Annotated in this window: 16 protein-coding genes; 9 read left to right on the forward strand and 7 right to left on the reverse strand. The window is 36.5% G+C overall.

The annotated features are described in order from the left end of the window. Positions 1-107: 107 nt before the first annotated feature. The 4 genes from BTHG_RS15000 to BTHG_RS15015 form a co-directional block, all read right to left on the reverse strand. On the reverse strand, positions 108-1,070 hold the full coding sequence (locus tag BTHG_RS15000) for an MBL fold metallo-hydrolase (RefSeq protein ID WP_010677552.1): 963 nt from the start codon (positions 1,068-1,070) through the stop codon (positions 108-110). A 26-nt stretch (positions 1,071-1,096) separates the two neighbouring features. Beyond that, positions 1,097-1,969 carry a PaaX family transcriptional regulator gene (locus BTHG_RS15005; RefSeq protein ID WP_010677553.1) on the reverse strand — a complete coding sequence of 291 codons (873 nt, stop codon included), beginning with the start codon at positions 1,967-1,969 and terminating at the stop codon, positions 1,097-1,099. A gap of 74 nt (positions 1,970-2,043) precedes the next feature. Further along, positions 2,044-2,493 (reverse strand): acyl-CoA thioesterase, encoded by a 450-nt coding sequence (locus BTHG_RS15010; RefSeq protein ID WP_010677554.1) that lies wholly within the window; start codon positions 2,491-2,493, stop codon positions 2,044-2,046. Between the two features lie 255 nt (positions 2,494-2,748). Continuing rightward, positions 2,749-3,546, reverse strand: coding sequence for an enoyl-CoA hydratase/isomerase family protein (locus BTHG_RS15015; RefSeq protein ID WP_010677555.1), 798 nt, complete (start codon positions 3,544-3,546; stop codon positions 2,749-2,751). 748 nt (positions 3,547-4,294) lie between these two features. On the opposite strand from BTHG_RS15015, the gene BTHG_RS15020 reads away from it, so the two are divergent. The 4 genes from BTHG_RS15020 (at position 4,295) to BTHG_RS15035 (ending at position 9,449) form a co-directional block, all read left to right on the forward strand. Next, on the forward strand, positions 4,295-5,974 hold the full coding sequence (locus tag BTHG_RS15020; protein WP_148361237.1) for an amidohydrolase: 1,680 nt from the start codon (positions 4,295-4,297) through the stop codon (positions 5,972-5,974). A 119-nt stretch (positions 5,975-6,093) separates the two neighbouring features. Continuing rightward, a complete protein-coding gene (locus tag BTHG_RS25085) occupies positions 6,094-7,695 on the forward strand; it encodes a tannase/feruloyl esterase family alpha/beta hydrolase (RefSeq protein WP_010677557.1) in 1,602 nt (533 codons plus the stop codon). Positions 7,696-7,841: 146 nt separating this feature from the next. Next, positions 7,842-9,071, forward strand: a complete 1,230-nt coding sequence (locus BTHG_RS15030; RefSeq protein ID WP_010677558.1) for a benzoate/H(+) symporter BenE family transporter — start codon at positions 7,842-7,844, stop codon at positions 9,069-9,071. A gap of 84 nt (positions 9,072-9,155) precedes the next feature. Next, a complete protein-coding gene (locus BTHG_RS15035) occupies positions 9,156-9,449 on the forward strand; it encodes a hypothetical protein (protein ID WP_010677559.1) in 294 nt (97 codons plus the stop codon). A gap of 37 nt (positions 9,450-9,486) precedes the next feature. On the opposite strand, the gene BTHG_RS15040 is transcribed toward BTHG_RS15035, so the two are convergent. Beyond that, the gene (locus BTHG_RS15040; protein ID WP_010677560.1) at positions 9,487-12,114 is read right to left on the reverse strand and encodes a putative bifunctional diguanylate cyclase/phosphodiesterase; all 2,628 of its coding nucleotides are present in this window, start codon (positions 12,112-12,114) and stop codon (positions 9,487-9,489) included. A gap of 296 nt (positions 12,115-12,410) precedes the next feature. On the opposite strand from BTHG_RS15040, the gene BTHG_RS15045 reads away from it, so the two are divergent. Then, the gene (locus BTHG_RS15045; protein ID WP_010677561.1) at positions 12,411-13,946 is read left to right on the forward strand and encodes a glycine betaine uptake BCCT transporter; all 1,536 of its coding nucleotides are present in this window, start codon (positions 12,411-12,413) and stop codon (positions 13,944-13,946) included. Between the two features lie 103 nt (positions 13,947-14,049). Here the strand turns inward: BTHG_RS15045 and BTHG_RS15050 are convergent, their stop codons facing one another. Beyond that, on the reverse strand, positions 14,050-15,018 hold the full coding sequence (locus tag BTHG_RS15050; protein ID WP_010677562.1) for a cation diffusion facilitator family transporter: 969 nt from the start codon (positions 15,016-15,018) through the stop codon (positions 14,050-14,052). Positions 15,019-15,183: 165 nt separating this feature from the next. Continuing rightward, positions 15,184-16,548: a 23S rRNA (uracil(1939)-C(5))-methyltransferase RlmD gene (rlmD, locus tag BTHG_RS15055; RefSeq protein ID WP_408605283.1), complete on the reverse strand. Its 1,365-nt coding sequence runs from the start codon at positions 16,546-16,548 to the stop codon at positions 15,184-15,186. Positions 16,549-16,923: 375 nt separating this feature from the next. Between rlmD and BTHG_RS15060 the strand changes: the two genes are divergently transcribed. From BTHG_RS15060 to BTHG_RS15075, 4 genes are all read left to right on the forward strand, one after another. Continuing rightward, positions 16,924-18,435: a spore germination protein gene (locus BTHG_RS15060; RefSeq protein ID WP_010677564.1), complete on the forward strand. Its 1,512-nt coding sequence runs from the start codon at positions 16,924-16,926 to the stop codon at positions 18,433-18,435. A 37-nt stretch (positions 18,436-18,472) separates the two neighbouring features. Next, complete coding sequence (locus BTHG_RS15065) at positions 18,473-19,561, forward strand: Ger(x)C family spore germination protein (protein ID WP_010677565.1); 1,089 nt, start codon at positions 18,473-18,475, stop codon at positions 19,559-19,561. A 20-nt stretch (positions 19,562-19,581) separates the two neighbouring features. Then, positions 19,582-20,685, forward strand: coding sequence for a GerAB/ArcD/ProY family transporter (locus BTHG_RS15070; protein WP_010677566.1), 1,104 nt, complete (start codon positions 19,582-19,584; stop codon positions 20,683-20,685). A 151-nt stretch (positions 20,686-20,836) separates the two neighbouring features. Continuing rightward, positions 20,837-21,451: a PH domain-containing protein gene (locus BTHG_RS15075; protein WP_010677567.1), complete on the forward strand. Its 615-nt coding sequence runs from the start codon at positions 20,837-20,839 to the stop codon at positions 21,449-21,451. Positions 21,452-21,666 lie beyond the last annotated feature (215 nt).

Genomic DNA, 21,666 nt, shown 5'->3' on the forward strand with positions numbered 1-21,666 from the left:
TTCCTTCACGACTTCCTCTTCATCAAAAATATAGTAATTATTCTACCCAAACGAAAAACCCAAGATTGCTATTTGACTAACAATCTTGGGTTCTCCTATTCCTATATTTAATTCGACCTTGTATAGAAAATCGGTTCTTGACTTTGTTTTGTAATCCGACCCTCACGCTCTAAATAGTTTAAGTGAGCGACTGTTTCGGCGATTGCGAATCTCCATTGATGTGGGTTTAGCTTTCTATGGGAAAACAGTACTTTTGCTATCTCATACGTTGTTTTATGATCAGCCAAGCTTTCAATATAAGCAAGACGCTCGTCATGATGCTGGATTAGCTCATCAATACGTTCACTTACATTAAGAATTGGTGAATGGTGAGCTGAGTATATTTTCTTAATCGAATATTGTTTCACTTTACGCAATGAATCGATATACTCATGTAATGGATGCTGGCTGGCACCGGGCCACACGCTAATGTTCGGTGTAATTTTTTCAAGAATATGATCCCCACCAATTAATATGCCTTCATCTTCTTGAAAAAAGCAAACATGTCCCTCACTATGCCCAGGGGTATGAAGAACAGTCCATTGTTTTTCACCGAATGCAATGGTATTACCGATTGGCTTTGCTGTAGGCAGTGGAAGTACATTCATATGTAACTTCTCCATATGGTCAGCAATTCCATCCGCTAAATCGGCAGGAACCCCGTGCTGCAGTACCATTTCTTTCATCTTTGCAACCTGATTGCTTCCTTCCCCCCACACAAGCTCAATCATTGCTGCATCGATTTCGTTCATGAATAGGTCTGCTCCAGTTTGCTCTTGCATCCACCCAGAGAGACCGGAATGATCAGGGTGGAAATGTGTGAGATAGATTGTATGAACATTTCGATGTGTGATTCCCAAGTGGTCAAATACCTCTTGCCACGCCTCACGAGCTGCTCGATACTTTAATCCTACATCAATCATGACATAACCATTCTTCTGTTTAAAAAGATAACAATAGACATACTTCATCGGAAATGGAACTGGAATTCCAATCCGATAGCCACCAAATTCAATTTCCTCAATATTCATGGCTCACCTCTGCCTCAATAAAGTTTTTAAATATAGATTTCTCCAAAAGGGTTAATTGCTTTATCACGTTCTATTTGAATGTCACAATCTGGAGCTCCCTCAAAAACTGACTCAAAGTAGCGGATTGACGGGATAGATAAAAGCTGATGAATATTCCAAAATAATTCTCGGGCCTTTATGCCAATCCATCCCTCAGGCAGTAAATCCCTTGGGAAGCCTGGATCTTGGAAGAGGAATTTACGATATTCATGCACAAGCACGGTCTTCTCAATGAAACATTCCTCATCCTTCAATGTATTATTGAGTGCTTTTTCACGGAGTTCTTCAAATTTTGGTGTAAACTTATCAATAAAGGTTTGATATTCATCTCTTACCATATTTAAATCCCAACCGATATCAATGATGCTTTGATTATCATGGGAAACGATGGAAGAAGATGTAAATAAAAAAGCATATTGCTCAATATCATATTCCTTAATCATCTTTTTCACTTGGTCCTCAATAGGGTTTGGCGTTACCAATGTACTATTGGTAAGGTTTCCAAATCCGGTCCAAATCAGTTCTTTTCGAATTTTATTACGAATTTCGCGCTTTTCTTCCGGAAACGAATATGTAAGAATTCTCCACTTTTGGTCCCATATGTGATTTTGTGTTGCATATACCCTACTAACCCCTTCATCAACACGTCCTTGAGGTGTTGCGGAATAATAGCTTTTCTTCCCTACTTTTCGTACTTCCAGTAAGCTATTTTGCACCATTCGAAATAACGCGCCCCTAACAGACGATTCGGAAACACCAAATTGTTTCATTAATTCTATTAAACTGCCAACCCAAATTTCTCCTCCATAATATTTAATATATTCACCATATAGTGTAAGCATTAAGGATCTAGGTTTCATCGAAGTCACCACACTCATTTTTTTATTATTTTTCAATATTGTTTATTTATTTTTATTATAGAGGATTTTGGAAATTATGCATTAAAAAGTGGTCTTTTTCCTGATTCATTTGTGTGGAGGTCTTCTTGTAGAATGGATCGTACGTCCTCTGGTATTGGAACAGCTTTAATTTCCGTTGGCGTTTGTTTTACCCATCCTCGAATTTCATATCCATGTCCTGTTCTTGTTTCTCCTCTAAATACCTCATGTCGTAATTTGATTGTTTTTGTTTTAATTTCTTCAACCTCTGTTCGAATGGTAATAATATCATCATATAATAATGTTTTTTCAAAGCTACATCTTGCATCAAGCATAGGTAAGATGATTTGTCGTTCTTCTTCTAGTGTATTTGGTGATAAACCACAACTCCTAAAAAATTGATGTCCCGCAATATCAAACCACTTGAAGTAATTCGGGTAGTATACTATCCCTGCTTTGTCAGTATCTCCCCAGTTAACGATGACTTGAAATTCATTTGATCTCACATTCTATCCCCCTAGTATTAAAAAAGCCCGGGAAAAATTCGCCGAGCTTTAAGAAAATGAGTAGTTTTTTAAAGTTGTACGGCTATTTTTTCAAATCGCCTTGAGTATTTGCGCCCAGTTTTTTTGAGTTTGCTCGAAAAACTTCCTTTGAAAATCTGTGGCAACCGCCAAAGGCTTATAGTCAGGGTTAGAAGCCTGACTATATAAAGTTATAGCGATACCGGAAATTCCGATATCGCTTTTGATTCAATTGACTTATTTTCCGCTCCAGTTCGCTTCACGCTTTTCAATGAATGCACTCAATCCTTCTTGAGCATCTTGTGAACGGAATAATAGATTTTGAAGCTCACCCTCATAACGGATAGCTACATTTAATGGCATTTCTTTACCGTTCATGATTGAAAGTTTAATGTTAGAAGTTGCATAAGTAGCGCTGTTTGCAATCTTCTCTGCATACTCTAAAGTCTTCGCTCTAATTTCTTCTTGAGGGTATACTCGATCTACTAGTTTAATATTGAGTGCTTCTTGAGGTGTTAACGTTTCACCCGTGATATTAAGGTCAAGAGCCTTAGAATGGCCAACTTGGCGAGCTAGTCGCTGTGTTCCACCAGTACCTGCTAATACACCAAGAGAAACTTCTGGAAGTCCAATTTTTCCTGCTTGATCACCCATGAATCGTAAATCACACGCAAGTGCCATTTCTAGTCCGCCACCAACAGTGTGACCCTCTAAGCAAGCAATCCAAATTTGTGGAGAGCGTGCAATTTTATCTAACGTTTCGTTACAGAATAAGCAGAATTGTGTTTTAAAGCGTGGCTCAGCAGATTTAAGGAAATTGATATTTGCACCCGCTGAGAAGAACTTCGGCATATCACTCATTAATACAACTACTTTAATGTCATTGTCAAAACGAATATCATCAATTGCAGCATTTAACTCTTTGTAATACTCAAGGTCATAAGCATTCGTTTTATTCACATGCATGTGGACCTCTGCAATACCATTAGCTTTCTTTACTGTTAATGTTTTTGTTTCGTTTACTGTAGTTGTCATTGTTCATTACCTCCTAAAGTTATGTATTACGCTTTTAAAACTTTCGTAATTAATTTAAAATATACTGAATCTTTTTTTAATTATCAAATCTCCAATTCATCCATTTTTTAAAGGAAATAACACCTTTACTTTAAAATACTCTTATTTCCTATATTTTTAGAGGTTTTTTAAACGCCCGTAAAAAATACGTAATTTATTATTCTGTATCTATGAATTTCATTACTCTTTCTCTCGAACTCATTACATACAGGAATAGTTAGTAAGACCTATACGGAGCATTTTTCATTATGAAATTTGTACGATTGTCGAAATAACATAATTGAAAACGCTTTATTTTTCATTTAATTTGTAATATAGTGAATTTTGATAATGTTTCGAAAAGAGGTGGTCGCGTAGGGTTAGCACTATATTTATGGTGTCAAAATTACATACAAAGGAGGAATCAAACGTTTTTTCAAATTTTACGTTTTTATATTTGTGGGTAAAAAAAGACAGTCTATGAAATTACCAGCTAAAAAACACCTTATCGACAGCGCCGGAATATTGGGATTCCGCTCACTGAAGAAAAGGTGTCATTATGAATGTGAAAGAGAATCTTTTAGTCTCTAAACCTTTTTGAATTCTCTTTCTCAACCTGATTCTACAGTAAATGAATATAAACAGTCAATTTCATGTCATGCCGATAAAGGTATCGTTTCTATAATGAAGGGTGTTGTATATCCATGAAAAAATTAGTGTTTTTTTATTCGTGTTTCTATTATTTGGATCTCTGTTGACAGGGGTTGCTTCTGCTAAAAATGTACTGACACCAAAAACTAAAAAAGAACAAGTCGACTTAATACTTAAGAATGGGTTTATATATACTGTTGATGAAAATCGTAGTATTGCAAAAACAGTTGCCGTTCGTGATGGTGAGATTGTATTCGTCGGAGATAACAATAGTGCCATGTCATTAAAAGGCCCGGAAACTGAAGTGATAGACCTAAAAGGGAAAATGGTGTTACCAGGGTTTATTGATAGCCATAACCATGCATATCTAAAATCTGAGGAACTTTTCTGGGTTACTCTACCAGGAGTTTCAGCTGATGATCCAGAGGATGCATACAAAAAGTACAAAGAGGCTATTGAAGCATACGTACAGAAAAACCCTGGTATCCAACAAGTACGTGGTGTTGGCTTGAATGAAATTGCAGTGAATGCAATAGCTGAACAAAAGGGAATTACTCCTAAAGAGGTATTAGATGGGATAGTTCCTGATGTACCTGCAGTTATTATTACGCATGGTCACCATGATATATGGGTAAACTCGATTGCACTTAAGAACGCAAATATTGACTCAACAACTGAAAATCCAGCTGGTGGCACAATCGTCCGTATTCCTGGAACAAGTGAACCAAATGGAATATTAAGAGAGTTCTCAGCGCAAAACCTTATAATTAATGCACTTCCACAAACTGATTTTACGGTGGAAGAGTACAAGACTTCAATTCTTGCTTTTCAAGAAATGGCTGCTGAGAGAGGCACAACCTCCGTATTTGTTCCAGTCCACTATCCAACTGAATCTTTACTGCAGGCATTTGAAGAGCTTGATAATGCTAACAAATTAACAGTTAGATATGATTTAGGTTTGTGGGCTGACGAAACAAAAGGAACGAAACAAATACAAACCTTTATTGATATGCGGAACAAATACCAAGGTAATTTGTATAAGGTAGATTCAGTTAAAATCTTTGCAGATGGGACCAGTTATTTAGTCTGGGAACAAGATGTACTAAAGGAAACGGTTGCTGCTCTAGATAAAGAAGGATTTCGTGTTTTTATTCATGCAATCGGAAATAATGAGACTTTCCCAGTCAGTCCTATGTTAGACGCCTTTGAATATGCTGCAAAAGTTAATGGTGTAAGAGATTCACGTCATGCAATTACTCATATTCCTTGGGTATTTGAAGAGGATATTGATAGATTTAAAGATTTAAACGTCATACCTATACCACAACCAGCCTGGTTCTCGCGCACAAGGGATGCGAGACCCGACCAATATGAAAACTTAAACCGATTAAAGAGCTATTTTGATGCAGGACTACCTGTTGCTTCATCAAGTGATTATCCTGTTAATGATTTCTGGCCTTTAGATGGAGTTGAGGTTGGAATGACAAGAATTGGAGTTAATGAAACGGATCTTTCAAAAGCTGCATGGCCTCAGGAAAGAGCAACTCTAGATCAAATGCTTGCAAGCTACACTGTTAACGGTGCTCACGCTATTTTTGCTGAAGATGAAACAGGTACAATCGAAGTTGGAATAAAAGCTGACTTCGTTATTTTAGAAAAGAATCTCTTCGAAGTTCCTGTAACAGAGATTAGTGATGTAAAAATCCTTAGAACTATTTTTGCAGGAAAAACAGTTTATAACAATCCAGCCTCCAAATAAAGCAAAAATATGAATTATAACCTACTCCCTCCTACTCTTTCAGAGGTTTTGGGGGAGTAGTTTTAAATTCATTCTCGTAATAAACAAAATATTTTTCCAATTTAAAAGGGGAATCATAAATGAAAATAAAAAAACGGATTGGTTTTTGTGCTTCCATTTTGTTGCTCTTATCCATTTTACTTGTGCCTTCGGTTTTTGCTGAAAAACCAAGTAAGACTGAATTGCAAACCAAGGTTGAAGCTTGCTCCTCTCTTCAAACCTTGGAAATAAAGAAATCATCAATTGGATTACCAACAACCGGAGCTTCAATTACAACCGCGGAATTTACACAACAAAACGGGGAAGAATTTTGCCAAGTAAAAGGTGAGATACATCCGGTAGACCATTCTGCACCAAATATTAATTTTCAAGTAAACCTTCCTTCTGAATGGAACCAAAAAGTGCTTCAAATGGGCGGTGGTGGATTTAATGGTTCCGTAGTTTCAGGTTTAGGGAAAAATGGCTATGATCCAAAAACGGTCCAAGCCCCACTTGAAAGAGGTTTTGTGACATTTGGTAGTGATTCAGGTCATGTTTCTACAGGTTGGGATGCAAGCTTTGCGATGAATGATGAGGCATTGGCAAACTTTGCAGGTGATCAATTAAAGAAAACCCATGATGTGGCAATGGAACTTATTAAGACGTATTACAAGGAAAAACCTAATCAGGTTTATTTTTCAGGTGGTTCTGAAGGTGGGCGTGAAGCATTAGTTGCTATTCAGCGTTGGCCACAGGATTATGATGGGGCTGTTGTTTTCTATCCTGTGTACAATTGGATTGCAAAGGCGGTTCAGGATAATCGAAACATGCAAATTTTATACAAGAATAATGGAGAAGGTTGGATTAGTCCTGATGATAATACCCTTATTAACGAAACCGTACTGGCTGCCTGCGACACATTAGATGGAGCTAAAGATGGAATAATTAGCAATCTAAACGATTGTGAATATAAAAAATCAGACATCCTGTCTGATTTAAGTAAAGCAGGATTAACCAAAGCACAAATAGAAGTAATAAATACATTTGACTCACCAATGGAATTTAGCTTCACCCTTGCAAACAAGTTTAGTTCAATTGCAGGTTATTCACAATTTCAAGGTGCTGATGTAGGGATTGCAGCATTTAGCCAGTACGGACCAACACCTGCTCCTTTTGATTTTTCTCAATTAGGCAGTATGAGCCAATTTTCAGACCAAGTTCTTCGTTATATGGTAACAAAAAATCCGAATCTCGATACCTTTACATTTGATCCTAACGAGTGGAAACAAGAGATTAAAAAAGCTTCTAAACTCTTAGAAGCATCTAGTCCAAACCTTTCTGCTTTCAAAGCTTTAGGCGGAAAACTTATTCTTATACATGGTTCAGCTGATCAAATTGTAACTCCGTACGGGACAGTAGAATACTGGGAAACGCTTCAAGACAGATTTAGAGATAAATTAGATCAGTTTGCAAAATTCTATATTGTACCTGGATACGGCCACGGTTATGGTGCATTCACGATGTCATCTGACCTATTAGGAGCCTTAGATTCATGGGTGGTTAATGGCATTGAACCAACAAATTTAATTACGGCAGATCAAAATATGAAACGTACGCGCCCATTATGCGAATTCCCTTACTGGCCAGAATATGACGGTAGTGGTGACATAAACGATGCATCAAATTACAGCTGTGCCAGATAATTTATTTGAAACAAAAGTACGTACCTGAAAAAGTCCCTTTTTTCAGGTGCGTTTTCTGGCATTAAGGAACATTGTTTCATTTTTTAAAATTTTTACATATAGTCGAGTAGAAACATGTGAATCGGGTATTTTTTAAGGAGGTTCTAATGAAGGTAAATAGTAGATTCAAGGAGCTATATGAAAATTTAAACGTAAATACAATTAGTTCTGGCGTTGTTGCAGCAATCTTTGGATGTACAGGTCCTGCACTGATTATTATTGGAGGTGCTGCAAGCGGTGGTTTAACCCACGAACAAACAATCAGTTGGTTATTTGCCGTATATTTCTTTGGGGGGTTATTGGGTCTTTTTCTTTCCCTTAAATATAAGCAACCCATTGCTGGTGCATATTCGATTGCTGGAGCGGTGTTAGTTGCAGGGGCTTTATCTCATTTTTCACTTTCTGAGGCAATTGGTGCTTATCTTGTTGCGAATCTAATCGTGCTTATTCTTGGTATAACCGGATTAATTGATAAAGTCATGAATTGGATACCTGTTCCTATTGTTATGGGGATGATTGTTGGTGTCATGATGCGATTTGCAATTGAAATGATTACTTCTGTTGAAGCGTCCCCCCTTTTAGCAGGTTCGTCCATCTTAGTGTATTTATTTTCTTCACGTTTTATCAAAAAGGTACCACCTGTATTATCAGCTTTGGTCGTTTCTTTACTCCTTGCAATTGTCATGAATGAATTTACTTTTTCAAAACTACAAAGTTCGTTTGTGCTTCCTCAACTAGAACTTCCAACTTTCAGTTTTAACGCCATTATTTCTCTTTCTATTCCCCTTGCAATTTTGATTATTTGTACGGAGAATGCACAAACAACTGGTATTCTAATGGCAAAGGGGTTTAAGCCACCGATTAGTGCAATGGCCATTTTTGGTGCAATTTTCGGCTTTTTTGCTTCCTTATTCGGAGCTCATGCTATCAATACAGCCGGTCCAATGACTGCCATTTGCGCATCTGATGAATCGGGTAAAAAAGAGGGGCGATATGCTGCTTCAGCAGCAAATGGAATATTATTTGCAAGCTTTGGTATCTTTGCAGCATTTGTTGTTCCTTTTGTTATTGCGATGCCAGGTGTAATTGTGAGTACGATTGCCGGGTTAGCTATGATTGGTGTACTTTTGAGTTCGTTAAAAATCGCTTTTTCAGATACAAAGTTTCAAATGGGTGCATTTTTTGCATTCATTATCGGCATGTCGGGTGTCAATTTCTTTAACATTGGTGCGCCACTTTGGGCGATTGTAGGAAGCGTTTTTGTCTCCCTTTTAATTGAAAAGAAAGATTTTGATACAACAATACGCGTTGAAAAAAATCTGAAACCGGGGGCATAGGTATAGAGGAATGAACTAAATGGATGTGTTGTAAGGAGATGGACATACTAATTTCAAGAAAAAATCACATAAGGGGTGAACAACATGAACATCGATGTCACATCGATTTATGACAACATGCCTGAGTTTAATAATCACATGGAAGCTAGAGATTGGTTTAAAAATCAGTTTCCAGACAGATTTTTCTTACGGACACATAGTGATAGTGAAGGAAAAATGACGTATTTTTATCACATTGTCAAGGACCCAGAAACCTATCAAAGATATATGGAGAGCTTCGCAAGTGAAGAAAAGCGTGAAATCACTGAAATGTCAACATTTGAAAGCTATACAACCGTTGAAATTAGCGAAGATGGAGATGTAAGTATTACTTTATAAAGAAAGGGAGGCTTCCAACCCGGAGCCCCCCTTCTTCTTATTCTAGTTCCCCTTTAACTAAGGTCTCAAATTCCACTGATTTGTTATTTTGGACAAAATGAACCATGTCGTCCTTGTTGATCGGCCTGCTAAATAAATAGCCTTGAATTTCATCACAGCCCATATTCACAAGCATTGCACACTCATCCCAGGTTTCTACACCTTCTGCAACCACGTTCAACTTAAGTCCATGTGCAATATCAAAAATCGCTTTAACGAGTAAGGCTTTCTTATCATTTTTATCAATATTACGGATAAACTGTCTGTCAATTTTAATTTCGTCAATTGGAAGCTTTAATAATTGATAGAGCGAAGAATATCCTTTTCCAAAATCGTCAATTGAAATTTGGACACCTAACTCTTTTAACTTGTTAATGATTTCCGCAACATGTTGTTGGTCAGAAATAAATACACTTTCTGTAATTTCAAGCTTTAAATATTTAGGCTCCAATCCGGAAGTCTCCAAGGCTTTTTTTACCATTGAAACAAGATAATCTTGTTGGAAATGCTTAGCCGAAATATTTACGGAAACGGGAACGTGCAACAGATTATCGAGCTGCCATTGTTTAGTCTGCAAACATGCCTGAACAAGGGACCACTCATCAATTTGTGAAATAAGTCCAATTTCCTCCGCTACCTCAATAAATATTCCTGGTGAAACCGGCCCTAAGATGGGATCATTCCAACGAAGTAAGGCTTCAATCCCCGTAACTTTACCTGCCAACGTTTTAGGCTGATAAAACTGCTCAAACCTTTCCTTATCGACTGCTGTACATAAAGCATTTTCGATTGTAAAGCGCTCTTGAAATTTGTTTTTCATGGATTCATCGAAAAACTGAACAGTGTTGCCACCATTTTCTTTTGAAATATACATTGCGATATCTGCATACTTAACTAGTGTATCTAAGTCATCACCATCATCTGGGTACAAACTAACCCCAACACTAGCCGTAATATAGTGAGCTTGGCCAGCAATTGTAAAATAGGTGGAAAACGCACTAATAATCGTGTCTATCGTTTCATTTACTTCATCTTTATTATCAACTGAATGAACAACAACAAATTCGTCTCCGCCTAGTCTAAAAACTTGTCGATGTTCTCCTTGTAATTTCTTTAGTTTATTTCCAGTTGCTTTTAAAAGCGCATCTCCAGCATCATGCCCTAATGTGTCATTGATTTGCTTAAATTGATTAAGATCAATAAAGATAATGGCAATTTTATTATCGCCGTGATTGCGAATTAACTCTCGAACATAATTTTGGAAGAAATATCGATTAGGTAAATACGTCAAGCTATCATAAAAAGCAAGTTTATGGAGCTTGTCCTCAGATTCCTTTAGCCTAGCGGTTTGTTCCCTAAGAATTCGGTTCATTTCAATACTCTCTTGGAATTGCTCCTTAAGCTTATCTGCCATCTTCTTTAGGTTTTTACTCAGAACACGAAGCTCAGATATTGTCCCTTGTGGCCATTCAATATGTTCTAAGGATCGAAGCTTTTGTGGTAATCCTGTTGTTATAGTTGTCAACTGTCTTAGATTGTTTGTAAGGAGCCTACTAATGACCATAACAAATAGGATTGCCGAAACAGCTAGAATTAGTAAATATTTTAGTTGATTAAGTGAAATACTAAAGATTTGGTGTTGATATTGAGCAATTGGAAATTGTAGAACGATACGAAATGAATCCGTATCCCTTGTATAAAAATAAAAAGCATCAACCCATCTAGTAATTGGTTGATCATCATCCGTTGCAATTGGCAAAGCTTCGAAAAGCTCCGGTGTAACTTCCCGTATCTCGTATTTTTGAAGATCAAAATTCATTAGCGTTGTCGAGGCAATTACTTTATCTGTATGATCAAGAATGAAAATATTGCTTTCTTGATTCCTATTTCGCCAAATGATATCTTCAATTTGTTTTACATCTATATGTCCATCACTTTTTTCCAAATGAAGTAGTTCATTTTCAATCCGATTGACTCTTGTTTCTCCAACGTTAACTAGATCCTCTTTAATCACTTCAAACGTATTTAATGTATTTGTGATAACACTAATAAAAAATGGAACTAGGATTGTAAAAATCGTAATTTGGGATAAAAACTGATGAACCGACACACTATTTTTGTTAATTCTATTACTTTTCACAAATTTATAGAATGGAAAATATGCGAGTAACATGTCTGCAACTAATACATTAAACAGTCCATTCGTAATATCTTTACTAATTTGAAAATAAAGCGCAATGCCGGACAATGATTTCATGTAGATAATATATAGCAACAAAGTACCTATTAAAATCCAGAAAAAGAAATCAACGAAAAACATTTTTGCTTTTCGCCCACGTAAGAAAAATGCACCAACAAAAACGATTTCAACAAACATTACGACTGTATAGGAAAGATTATTTGATAAATTTGTGCTAAATAAGATAGCGATAAGACCTGTCACAATTGCAGTTGTTAGGCCAAAAATGCGAAGTATTAAGAACATAAAAATACTCGCAAATGTGAATGTAATTCCATACAGTAGTGATAATTTGAAATGAACGGCGAGTAAAACCAATCCCACTAGGACTACTAATAGGATTATGTCTTTATTAAATTTGTCTTTTAATTGCATAAATCCTATCATAAATTCTCACCTAGTTTTTCATACTAATATGTAAAACGACATTTTTCCCTATGATAATGATAATAATATCATAAATTCTACATAATTTTTTCTATTTTTTCTCAGTAAACTTATAACACTTCGTATACGGAATAATTATCTTCTGATCCATACTGCCTTTTACCTAAAACCTAATATAACTATCGGGTTGTTGGCAAAAAGTGATAAACTCTGTTAATCTAAAATAAGCGAAAATTTTTGGGGAGTGGGAAAACTACTGAGTAAATAAAAGTTATTGATAAAGAAAGGATTTTATGATGAAAAAAGTATCAAGTGTTTTTTGGATTTCAGTTGCTGTTGTTCTCGCAGCTGTTATTTTCGGTGTAACGGCACCAAAAAGTTTTGAAGAAGTAACAAATAATATTCAATCATTTATTACATCAGCCTTCGGATGGTATTACCTCATTTTAGTCACAATCATTGTGATTTTCTGCCTATTTCTTATTTTTAGCCCTGTTGGCGCGATTCGTCTAGGAAAACCCGATGAAAAACCCGAGTATTCTAATACATCTTGGTTTGCTATGTTATTTAGCGCTGGGATGGGAATTGGACTTGTATTTTGGGGCGCAGCGGAACCCCTTTCCCATTATTTAACTCCCCCATTAGCAGATAGTGCTACAGATGCTGCCCAAAAAGAAGCTATGCGTTATACATTTTTCCATTGGGGAATTCATGCTTGGGGTGTTTATGCCCTTGTTGCTCTTGCTTTAGCCTATTTTAACTTTCGAAAGGGTGAACCAGGTCTCATTTCAGCAACTTTAAAGCCTGTTTTAGGAAAAAAAGCAATGGAAGGGAAACTAGGAGTTCTTGTTGACGTGTTAGCTGTGTTCGCAACGGTTGTTGGTGTCGCAACAACATTGGGATTTGGAGCGGCACAAATTAATGGAGGACTTTCGTTTTTACTCGGAATCCCTAATAATTTCTTTGTTCAATTTATCATAATTATTATCGTTACTGTCCTATTTATGATGTCCGCTTGGTCAGGATTGAGTAAAGGGATTAAGTATTTAAGTAATACAAATATGATTTTAGCAATAGCTCTACTCATTTTAATGTTCGTAGCAGGTCCTACCGTTCTCATTCTTGACATGTTTACGGATTCGCTTGGTGGATATATACAAAATATTGTCCATATGAGCTTCAGAATTGCTCCACTTAATGAAGAACATCGCTCATGGATTAATGGTTGGACAATTTTCTACTGGGCCTGGTGGATTTCTTGGTCACCATTTGTAGGTATTTTTATTGCGCGTGTTTCAAGAGGACGGACCATTCGTCAATTTATTATAGGTGTATTATTGCTTCCTGCATTGGTAAGCTTCTTATGGTTTGCCGTATTCGGTACTTCTGCAATAGAAGTTCAAAAGGAAGGACTTGTAGATCTTTCACAATTTGCAACTGAAGAAGTTCTTTTCGCAATCTTTAATCAATCTACTCTATCGATAGTTTTATCGGTGGTAGCGATTATACTTGTAGGGACTTTCTTTATTACGTCTGCTGACTCGGCTACATTTGTTCTTGGTATGCAAACAACATACGGTTCACTTACACCAGCAAACTCGGTAAAATTAACATGGGGAATTTTACAATCAACGGTAGCGTTAATTTTATTATATAGCGGTGGTTTACAAGCATTACAAAATGCCCTCATTGCGGCTGCTTTTCCATTTTCAATTATCATGGTGCTGATGATGATTTCACTCTACCGTTCATTATCAAAAGACAAAAAAGAACTTGGTTTATATTTTAAACCAAAACCACGAAAAAAAGCTGCTCCTGAGCAGCAAAAGTAAAGATCCATAAAAAAACCGGGTAAATCCCGGTTTTTGTTATTCTGTGATACTTTTATTTGAAGGGCCATCCTTTTTAACGTGAAATTACATTTACGAATAACCCTTAATTTGTAACGATTCCTTGCGTCCATGTCTTTATACCATCATCCTCGACGAATTCAATAATCACATCGGTCACACCTTTAATGCCTTGAATTTTTTCTTCAATTCGGTCTTTAATTATAAATGCTTCCTTAACACTTAAATTAGGATCAATTTCCAGCTTCATTTCAATGTGAAAATTCTCGCCTTCTTTCATTGCAAACAATGTGTGGATATCCTTTATTTCTGGATTTGTAAAAATAAACTCGGCAATTTTGTTTTCAAGCTCTTCATCTGCTTCCCCAAGCACTCCCTTGGCATTATCTAAGAAAACTTTCCCTACAACATAAAACATCATTATACCTATAATAATAGAAGCAATTCCCTCTGCTACATGCAAACCTCCGTAATAAGAAAGCAGGATTCCAATGATAGCAATAAGTCCACCAAGTGTTGCTACTAAATCCTCCATGAACACAAGTTTTGTTGCGGGTGTAGCTCTTCCTAAATGACCAAAACTTTTGCCAACCACTGCAACTCCTTTTGCTTCTATATGTGCTTCATGAAGAACTTCTTTCATCGCCTTAAAAAGAACGTATCCCTCCAATATCACAGCTAATCCTAATACGGAAAGATTAATGGCAATCCCAGTTGATTCGGTTGGGTGTTTTATATGATGATAGCCTTCTTTTATTGTTTCATAACTCATAATGCCAACGATGATAACAGCACCAAGTAATACGAGATTGACCAGTCGGCCGAAACCGTTTGGATAGTTTTCATTTGGCATTTTTTTACTTAATGCACTTCCGATATACACGAAAAATTGATTGGCTGCGTCACCCAAGGAATGCATCGTTTCTGCAAACATTGCGACATTCCCCGTAAAGAAAAACGCAACCCCCTTAATAATTGCAATAACCGCATTAACAATTGAAGCAATCAAAGATGACTTGTTTCCATTCTTTAATAAACTTTGTTTTTTCGACATAGAGACCTCCAGACCGTGATTCTTTCTAATACTTCTAGTATTTATTACTTCTTAAAAATTTATAAGAGGAATTGAGGAGCTACCAAGTCTTCTTTTTTCTAAAATAAAAAAATGCCTGCCATGGTCGCTTAATCTTTAAGCTCCTTAGGGCAGGCACCTGATTGATTATTCTTTTACAAGTAGTGCAACAGCTTCAACATGAACGGTATGTGGAAATAAGTCAACTGGCTGAACGACCTTCAACTTATAGCCAAATGGTTCAAGTTCTTTTATATCGGTTGCAAATGTTTCCGGATTACAAGAAACATAAACAATTCGTTCAGGTTGAGAACGACCAATTCTTCTCATCACTTTGCCGCCGGCACCAGAACGTGGTGGGTCAAGTAACAATAGCTCAGGTCTTCCAAAGCTCTCAAGTACCTCGTCAATTCCTTTTCTAGCGTCTTTAGCTAAAAAGTATGTGTTTGATAAACCATTGTCGCTTGCATTTCGTTTCGCGGATTCAATGGAGCTTTCAACAATTTCAATTCCCGCAAGTTTTTCAACGCGACTTGCAAATGGAAGAGAGAATGTTCCTACACCACAGAATAGATCAATCATTTTTTCTGTTTTCTTTGGCTCACCCATTTCGATAGCAAGGTCGACTAATTTTTGTGCTTGTGTCGGGTTTGTTTGGAAGAATGTATCAAACCAAACACGGAAACGATATCCATCCATTTCATCATAAATGAAATCGCGCCCTGTTAATACATGTGTTTTTTCTGATTGAGTGCGGTCGGCCCAGTCGGTATTTTCAAGCCATAATAAGCTTTTTACCTCTGGAAATTTTTCTTCGATACGCTTCACTAAGTCGTCTGCAGCCTTTTGCAGATTACCTTCTGGTGCTTCTGTCGCAAAAAGAGCAAGCATGATTTCACCTGTCGCAAAGGATTGTCTCACCATTAGATGACGCAGAAGTCCTTCATGCTGGTCTTTGTTATACCCTGATAGGTGATGATCCTTTGCCCACCTTGCAACTTCCATCGCCCCTTCCACCATTTTTTCACCTGCAATAAGGCATGTTTCAAGGGAAATGATTTTTCGGAAGTTTCCTTGTTCATGTAAACCAAGAGAGCCTTCGGGTGAGAAGGTGAATTCCATTTTATTTCGATAACGCCAAGGATTTTCCATACCGATAGTATCTTTAACAAGTGCCGGGTCAAAGCTTTGTGAGGCAACTTGACGTTTTACAAAATCTGTTTTGTATTGGAGCTGTCCTGCGTAATCCCAGTGCTGCCACACACAGCCACCACATTTTTCAAAATGCGGACAAGGTGGTGCCATTCTTTGTTCATTTGAAGTAAGGATTTCTTCAGCCTGCACTTTTCTCCGTTTGCGGTCCGGCTGATCAACGGTCACTTGCACTTGCTCGCCAATAAGAGTTTGTGGAATGGTGAGCTTAAGCTTTTTTTTATTGCCGTGCTCATTTTCACGCCAAACGACCGCTTGCCCTGATCCTTTTTCATCTAATTTTTTTATGTCAACAATCATTGTTTCTGGTTTTGTTACTGCCAATTGTTGTTCCTCCTCTTTGCATTTACCATCTATATTGAAGTGTCAGTTTTCAAGTTTCCTTTTGTGATAAGAATTAAAGGTGTAGTCCATTTCTATCCTATTTTACAACATACTAACCAAGTATAAAGCACAAACTATAAATTTGGAATTCCTAACCCCCTAGAAAGTATTAGTAACTACCAATGAAATACGAAAAAACAGTAATTTTCTCAGACACAAATCGGATGTGGTTGGGTTCTCATTTGCAAAATTCCTATTCATGCAGATTTTTAAAGGCGAATATTTCCTACTTTGTAGTTAAATACTAATCAGAAGAATTTGGGAACTATACGTATGGAGTTGGGCGGAGGTATGTTTTGGAAAAAGAAAAATAGTGAAAAGGTAGATAAAGGTTATGAAACCGTTGAAAAAACGATTGCAGATGTATTTGAAAAAGCAAATAAATCGAGCGATTTTTCAACAGTCTCACCTATTCCAAAAAACGATAAAATTGTTTTAAGTTATTATAAAACGTTGGTTGATAGCAAAATTCTTCAGGAATCTGTGTTACCGATTTTAAAGAAACATATTACAGATATAAAAGAGCTTACTGACATAAAAGATTTTATTCCAATAGAAGGTATTAACTTTTCAAAGGATGCAAAGGAAATCGAAAAATCTTTTCATCAAGGGGCAGTTGCTGTCTATTTTAAGGATCAAATGGATGAATTTGCTCTACTTAATATAGGTAATGCTAGATTAGGACAACGTGAAACAAATGATACACAAAATGAATTTAGTGTAATTGGACCAAAGGTTGGGTTCATTGAGGATATTGGGACAAATCTCCATATGTTAAGAGAACACCTCGATACCCCGGATCTCATTCTTGAAGAAATGGTAATTGGTACAAGGTCTAGGTTAAAGGTTGTGATTGCATACGTAGATGGTGTTACGAATTCCGAATATGTTCAAACTGCAAGACAGAGACTACACGACCTTAATATTGATGCGGTGTTTGATAATACGATGCTGGAACAATTGATAGCCGATAATTCAAAATCACCTTTTCCCTTATTTGTTTCAACTGAAAGAGTCGATAGAACAATTGCAGCACTTTTATTAGGGCAAGTTGTACTGATTGGTGATAAATCTTCCTATGCCATAATCGGGCCCGTTAATCTTATGGATTTCTTTTCCAACCCTGAAGATTTTTATCTTCCATCTTTCATTGCATCATTTTTTAAATTAATACGGATTTTTGGAATGTTGTTTTCGCTTTTTGCAACTTCCTTTTATGTAGCAATCTTAACGTTCCATTTCGAGGTTATACCGAAGGATCTACTCGGTCCTCTCATTCACTCCAGAGCCAATGTTCCGTTTCCTCCATTTCTTGAAGTTTTATTCTTGGAGGTAACTATTGATCTTCTAAGAGAAGCAGGTGCACGCCTGCCAACAAAAATTGGACAAACACTAGGAATAGTTGGAGGAATTGTAATTGGTCAGGCAACAGTTGAAGCAGCCCTGACAAGTAATATTTTATTAATCGTTGTTGCCCTTTCAGCTTTAGCTTCGTTTACAACGCCAATCTACAAAATGTCTACTGCTGTCAGATTGTTACGATATCCTTTTATTATACTTGCAGCCATTTGGGGAGGCTTAGGGATTTATGTAGGAATTCTTCTTTTAATAGCACATTTAACGCGGCTTAAATCACTTGGCGTTCCTTATATGGTGCCACTCTATCCTTATCGAAAAGGTTGGGCACTTGGTTCCTTTATTAGACCTGATTTTACAAATCTGGATTCAAGGCCAATATATTTAAGAGCTTTTAGTAACAAACGATATGTTCCCAAAAAAACCAAGACCCTGAAGAAGGATTGAATTCTGAATAAAAACCTTAATAAAAGGCAGAGATACTATGGCTAAATGGAGAAAAAGTTTCATTATCATCTTACTTTTTGTTTGTCTTGTTGGTTTAGTCGGCTGTTCAAGAGAAAAAATTGTGGATAAATTGAGTATTGTCCATGTTTTTGGATTTGATGCTGACGATAACGGAAATATCATTGGAACTGCCTTATTTCCCGAATACACGAAAAGTCAGAGCAGTACGGACATTCATTATTTAAAAGAGAAATCGGATGCAATTGCTTTGTTACGACCTAGAATGTCGACTCATACAGCCACCCCTGTTGAGTTATCAAAAATAAGGGTTTTAGTATTGGGTAATCAATTTGCAGAATCTGGAGTTAGTGAGGTGGTGGATCGAGTCTTGGTACAACCTCAAATAGCTACCAATATACAGATTGCCGTTTCTACTCATAGTGCCGAAGATACCCTTAAGACCTTAAAAAAAAGTGACTTAACGCTCGCTGATCAACTTAAACAAAATATGACGGGGCAATTAATTCCGAGGATGAACCTTCATGTCTTCTTAAATCATTATTATGGTAAAGGAATGGATCCGTATGTACCGGTATTGACCATTGACGATAATAATAAGATTCAAGTGAGCAATATCGGTGTATTTAAGCATGATAAGTTGAAACTTCACTTAAATGTTAGAGAAACCTTTATTTTCTCAATTCTAGAGGATTTCCGAACACAAGCAACCTATGAAATCGACCATGAGCAAGGTGAACAAAAGGAAAATATTATTGTTCGAGGATTTCGGAGTAAAGGTAAGTGGAAATGGCTAAAAAATGAGCAGCAATTAAATCTTACTTTGGATCTTCTCTGGAGTATCACTGATCGTCCAACCCAATTTGATTTAGAAAATCCTGACGATATTCAAGCGTTAAAGAAAATAATTGTAAAAAGTGTAAAAAAAGATGTTGAGAGTCTGTTGGATAAATTTAAAGAAGAAGGAGTTGATCCATTAGGAATCGGAAATATTGTTCGTTCTCAAGATAGAAACTGGGATGAAGCAACTTTTTATGACCAATACCCTTCTTTACCCATCAATGTTGATGTACATTTAGAAATTATACATTCCGGCCTTCAAGGCTAGCTAGACTAGGATGGTCCACTATGAACAGTAAGATTAGCGAAAATAAATTGGTTTCCCCCTTTTTCATGTTTTTTTTAATTCATGGCACTCAAACAGGAATTTCTGTATTAAAATTTCAGGGAAATATCATTAAAGGAGCTGAACAAGATGCATGGGTTTCTGTCCTAATAGTAGGTTTAAGTCTACATCTTTTGTTTTACATGATGTTATATGTCTTAAAACAATCTACTGCAGGAGATATTCTTTCATTTCATAAGGATATTTTTGGAAAGGTAGTAGGGGGAGCATTAAACATTATCTTGGCCTATTACTTTTCGGTAGCTGGATTAGGTGTATTGTATTCATACATTGACTCCCTTCAGATTTGGGTATTCGATGGAATTGCTAGCTGGGAGTATGCGATTTTACTATGCAGTCTTATATATTATTTGGTGTCAGGGGGATTTCGCGTCATAACTGGAGTTGCATTTTGGGGAGTGATTATACCAAGTTTTTTACTGCTATCTTTATTTTATATTGTTGGATTTTTGGAGGTTACATACGTTCTACCTCTTTTCAGTCATAGTTTAAAGGATTATATACTTTCAGCTAGTGAATCTGTCCCATTATTTATAGGGTTTGAAACGGCTCTTGTTTTTTTTCCTTTCATAAAAAACGGAAAAAAGGCAGGCAAATGGGGGCATGTTGCTTTATTGTTTACAACGTTGTTGTATACGGCCGTAACGCTGATAACTTTTATGTTCTTTAGTCAAGGAAAATTACAGCACTTAACATGGCCAACTTTAACTATGATTAAAATCATTCAATTCCCTTTTTTAGAGAGATTTGAGTTTATTTTTATATTCACATGGCTTCTAGTCATTATGCCAGTGATTTGTATTTATCTTTGGTCAGCCATCAGATCCGTCAAGCTAACATTTCCAAAGATTAAACCTACATATATCCTTATCTTTTTCCTAGCTGTTTACCTATTTACCAATAGTTTCCTTATCGATATGTATTACACACAATTACTTTCAAAAATTATCAAATACAATGGAATTGCCTTTCTTTTCGGCTACATTCCATTGTTATTTATCATAAGCTTCATTCGTAATTTCATTAATAAGCAAAAGAATAGTTGAGGGACGCGAAAATTTTTACAATGAAAAGCCCAGCCTGCTGGTTGAGCTTGAGTTTGGTTCAATCATCTGTTTTTTAGAATTTTTTGGTTATATCCTGCAAATAAACACGATATAATGGAGTCGGAGTTAATTTAATGGAGGGGACGTTACCATGTTAAAAAAATTTGCTGCAGACGCATTAGGTTTATCGGATATTGGAAAAATTATTGGCCCTGAGGACTACGACAAAACAGACGCTGATGATTACATTAGACATGAGGATAATGAAAAAATCTACTTCTTAATAAAGACGAAAGCGGATGAATATTGCTTCACAAATATAGCATTCATTCATGTTGATGGCGCAAATGCGGTTTCATCAAAAAGAATGTTAAAGCGCTACCCGTATTCACAGCATACCATCTCGAACGTATTTCTTGAAACAGCTGGCAGAGTAGACTTAGATATCGAAATCAAATTTAACTTAGGAAACCAAGCCTTTAGTATTGATGTTGATAAAAAACAGCTAGACAAATTAAATGATTTATATAAGGCACTCGTGTATATTTCCGAAATCATCCATGAAAATAGCGTAATGTATGATATGGCGACTACTAGCCTTGATAAAGCAGTAACTGTACTGCAAAACTCAAGACCAGCTGAAATCAAACTTTCTGAAGAATACAAGCAATTAACAGAATACGGCTTTTCCTGGCTGTCAACCGCACGTGATCAGTACCACAGAAAAGATTTTGGTGAAGTATTTGAGAAGTATATAAATAACTAATAAAATAGTCGGCGTCCACAAAGTTCAGCTTCATTAACTTTTGGATGCCTTTTTTGACTTCAATAGGTAGACGGGGATGAAGGAATTTTCGGTTAGGTTTTTAAGTAATTTTGCCCTTCATCTTGCTTGTGAAGAGGAGTTCTATCGGGATTTGGAGTTCATTTCCCTTTCATCTTGCTAATGAAGAGGATGTCCTGCTAGATTCTCGCCGCTTT

This window comes from Bacillus timonensis (genome assembly GCF_000285535.1).
GTDB classification, from domain to species: domain Bacteria; phylum Bacillota; class Bacilli; order Bacillales; family Bacillaceae_L; genus Ferdinandcohnia; species Ferdinandcohnia timonensis.

Coding starts and splice junctions, on each gene's coding strand:
- BTHG_RS15060 (WP_010677564.1), top strand. CDS start 16,924: ATGTTTTGGAAAAAGAAAAATAGTGAAAAGGTAGATAAAGGTTATGAA.
- BTHG_RS15040 (WP_010677560.1), bottom strand. CDS start 12,114: ATGATAGGATTTATGCAATTAAAAGACAAATTTAATAAAGACATAATC.
- BTHG_RS25085 (WP_010677557.1), top strand. CDS start 6,094: ATGAAAATAAAAAAACGGATTGGTTTTTGTGCTTCCATTTTGTTGCTC.
- BTHG_RS15045 (WP_010677561.1), top strand. CDS start 12,411: ATGAAAAAAGTATCAAGTGTTTTTTGGATTTCAGTTGCTGTTGTTCTC.
- BTHG_RS15005 (WP_010677553.1), bottom strand. CDS start 1,969: ATGAAACCTAGATCCTTAATGCTTACACTATATGGTGAATATATTAAA.
- rlmD (WP_408605283.1), bottom strand. CDS start 16,548: ATGATTGTTGACATAAAAAAATTAGATGAAAAAGGATCAGGGCAAGCG.
- BTHG_RS15015 (WP_010677555.1), bottom strand. CDS start 3,546: ATGACAACTACAGTAAACGAAACAAAAACATTAACAGTAAAGAAAGCT.
- BTHG_RS15000 (WP_010677552.1), bottom strand. CDS start 1,070: ATGAATATTGAGGAAATTGAATTTGGTGGCTATCGGATTGGAATTCCA.
- BTHG_RS15030 (WP_010677558.1), top strand. CDS start 7,842: ATGAAGGTAAATAGTAGATTCAAGGAGCTATATGAAAATTTAAACGTA.
- BTHG_RS15075 (WP_010677567.1), top strand. CDS start 20,837: ATGTTAAAAAAATTTGCTGCAGACGCATTAGGTTTATCGGATATTGGA.
- BTHG_RS15065 (WP_010677565.1), top strand. CDS start 18,473: ATGGCTAAATGGAGAAAAAGTTTCATTATCATCTTACTTTTTGTTTGT.
- BTHG_RS15070 (WP_010677566.1), top strand. CDS start 19,582: ATGAACAGTAAGATTAGCGAAAATAAATTGGTTTCCCCCTTTTTCATG.
- BTHG_RS15035 (WP_010677559.1), top strand. CDS start 9,156: ATGAACATCGATGTCACATCGATTTATGACAACATGCCTGAGTTTAAT.
- BTHG_RS15050 (WP_010677562.1), bottom strand. CDS start 15,018: ATGTCGAAAAAACAAAGTTTATTAAAGAATGGAAACAAGTCATCTTTG.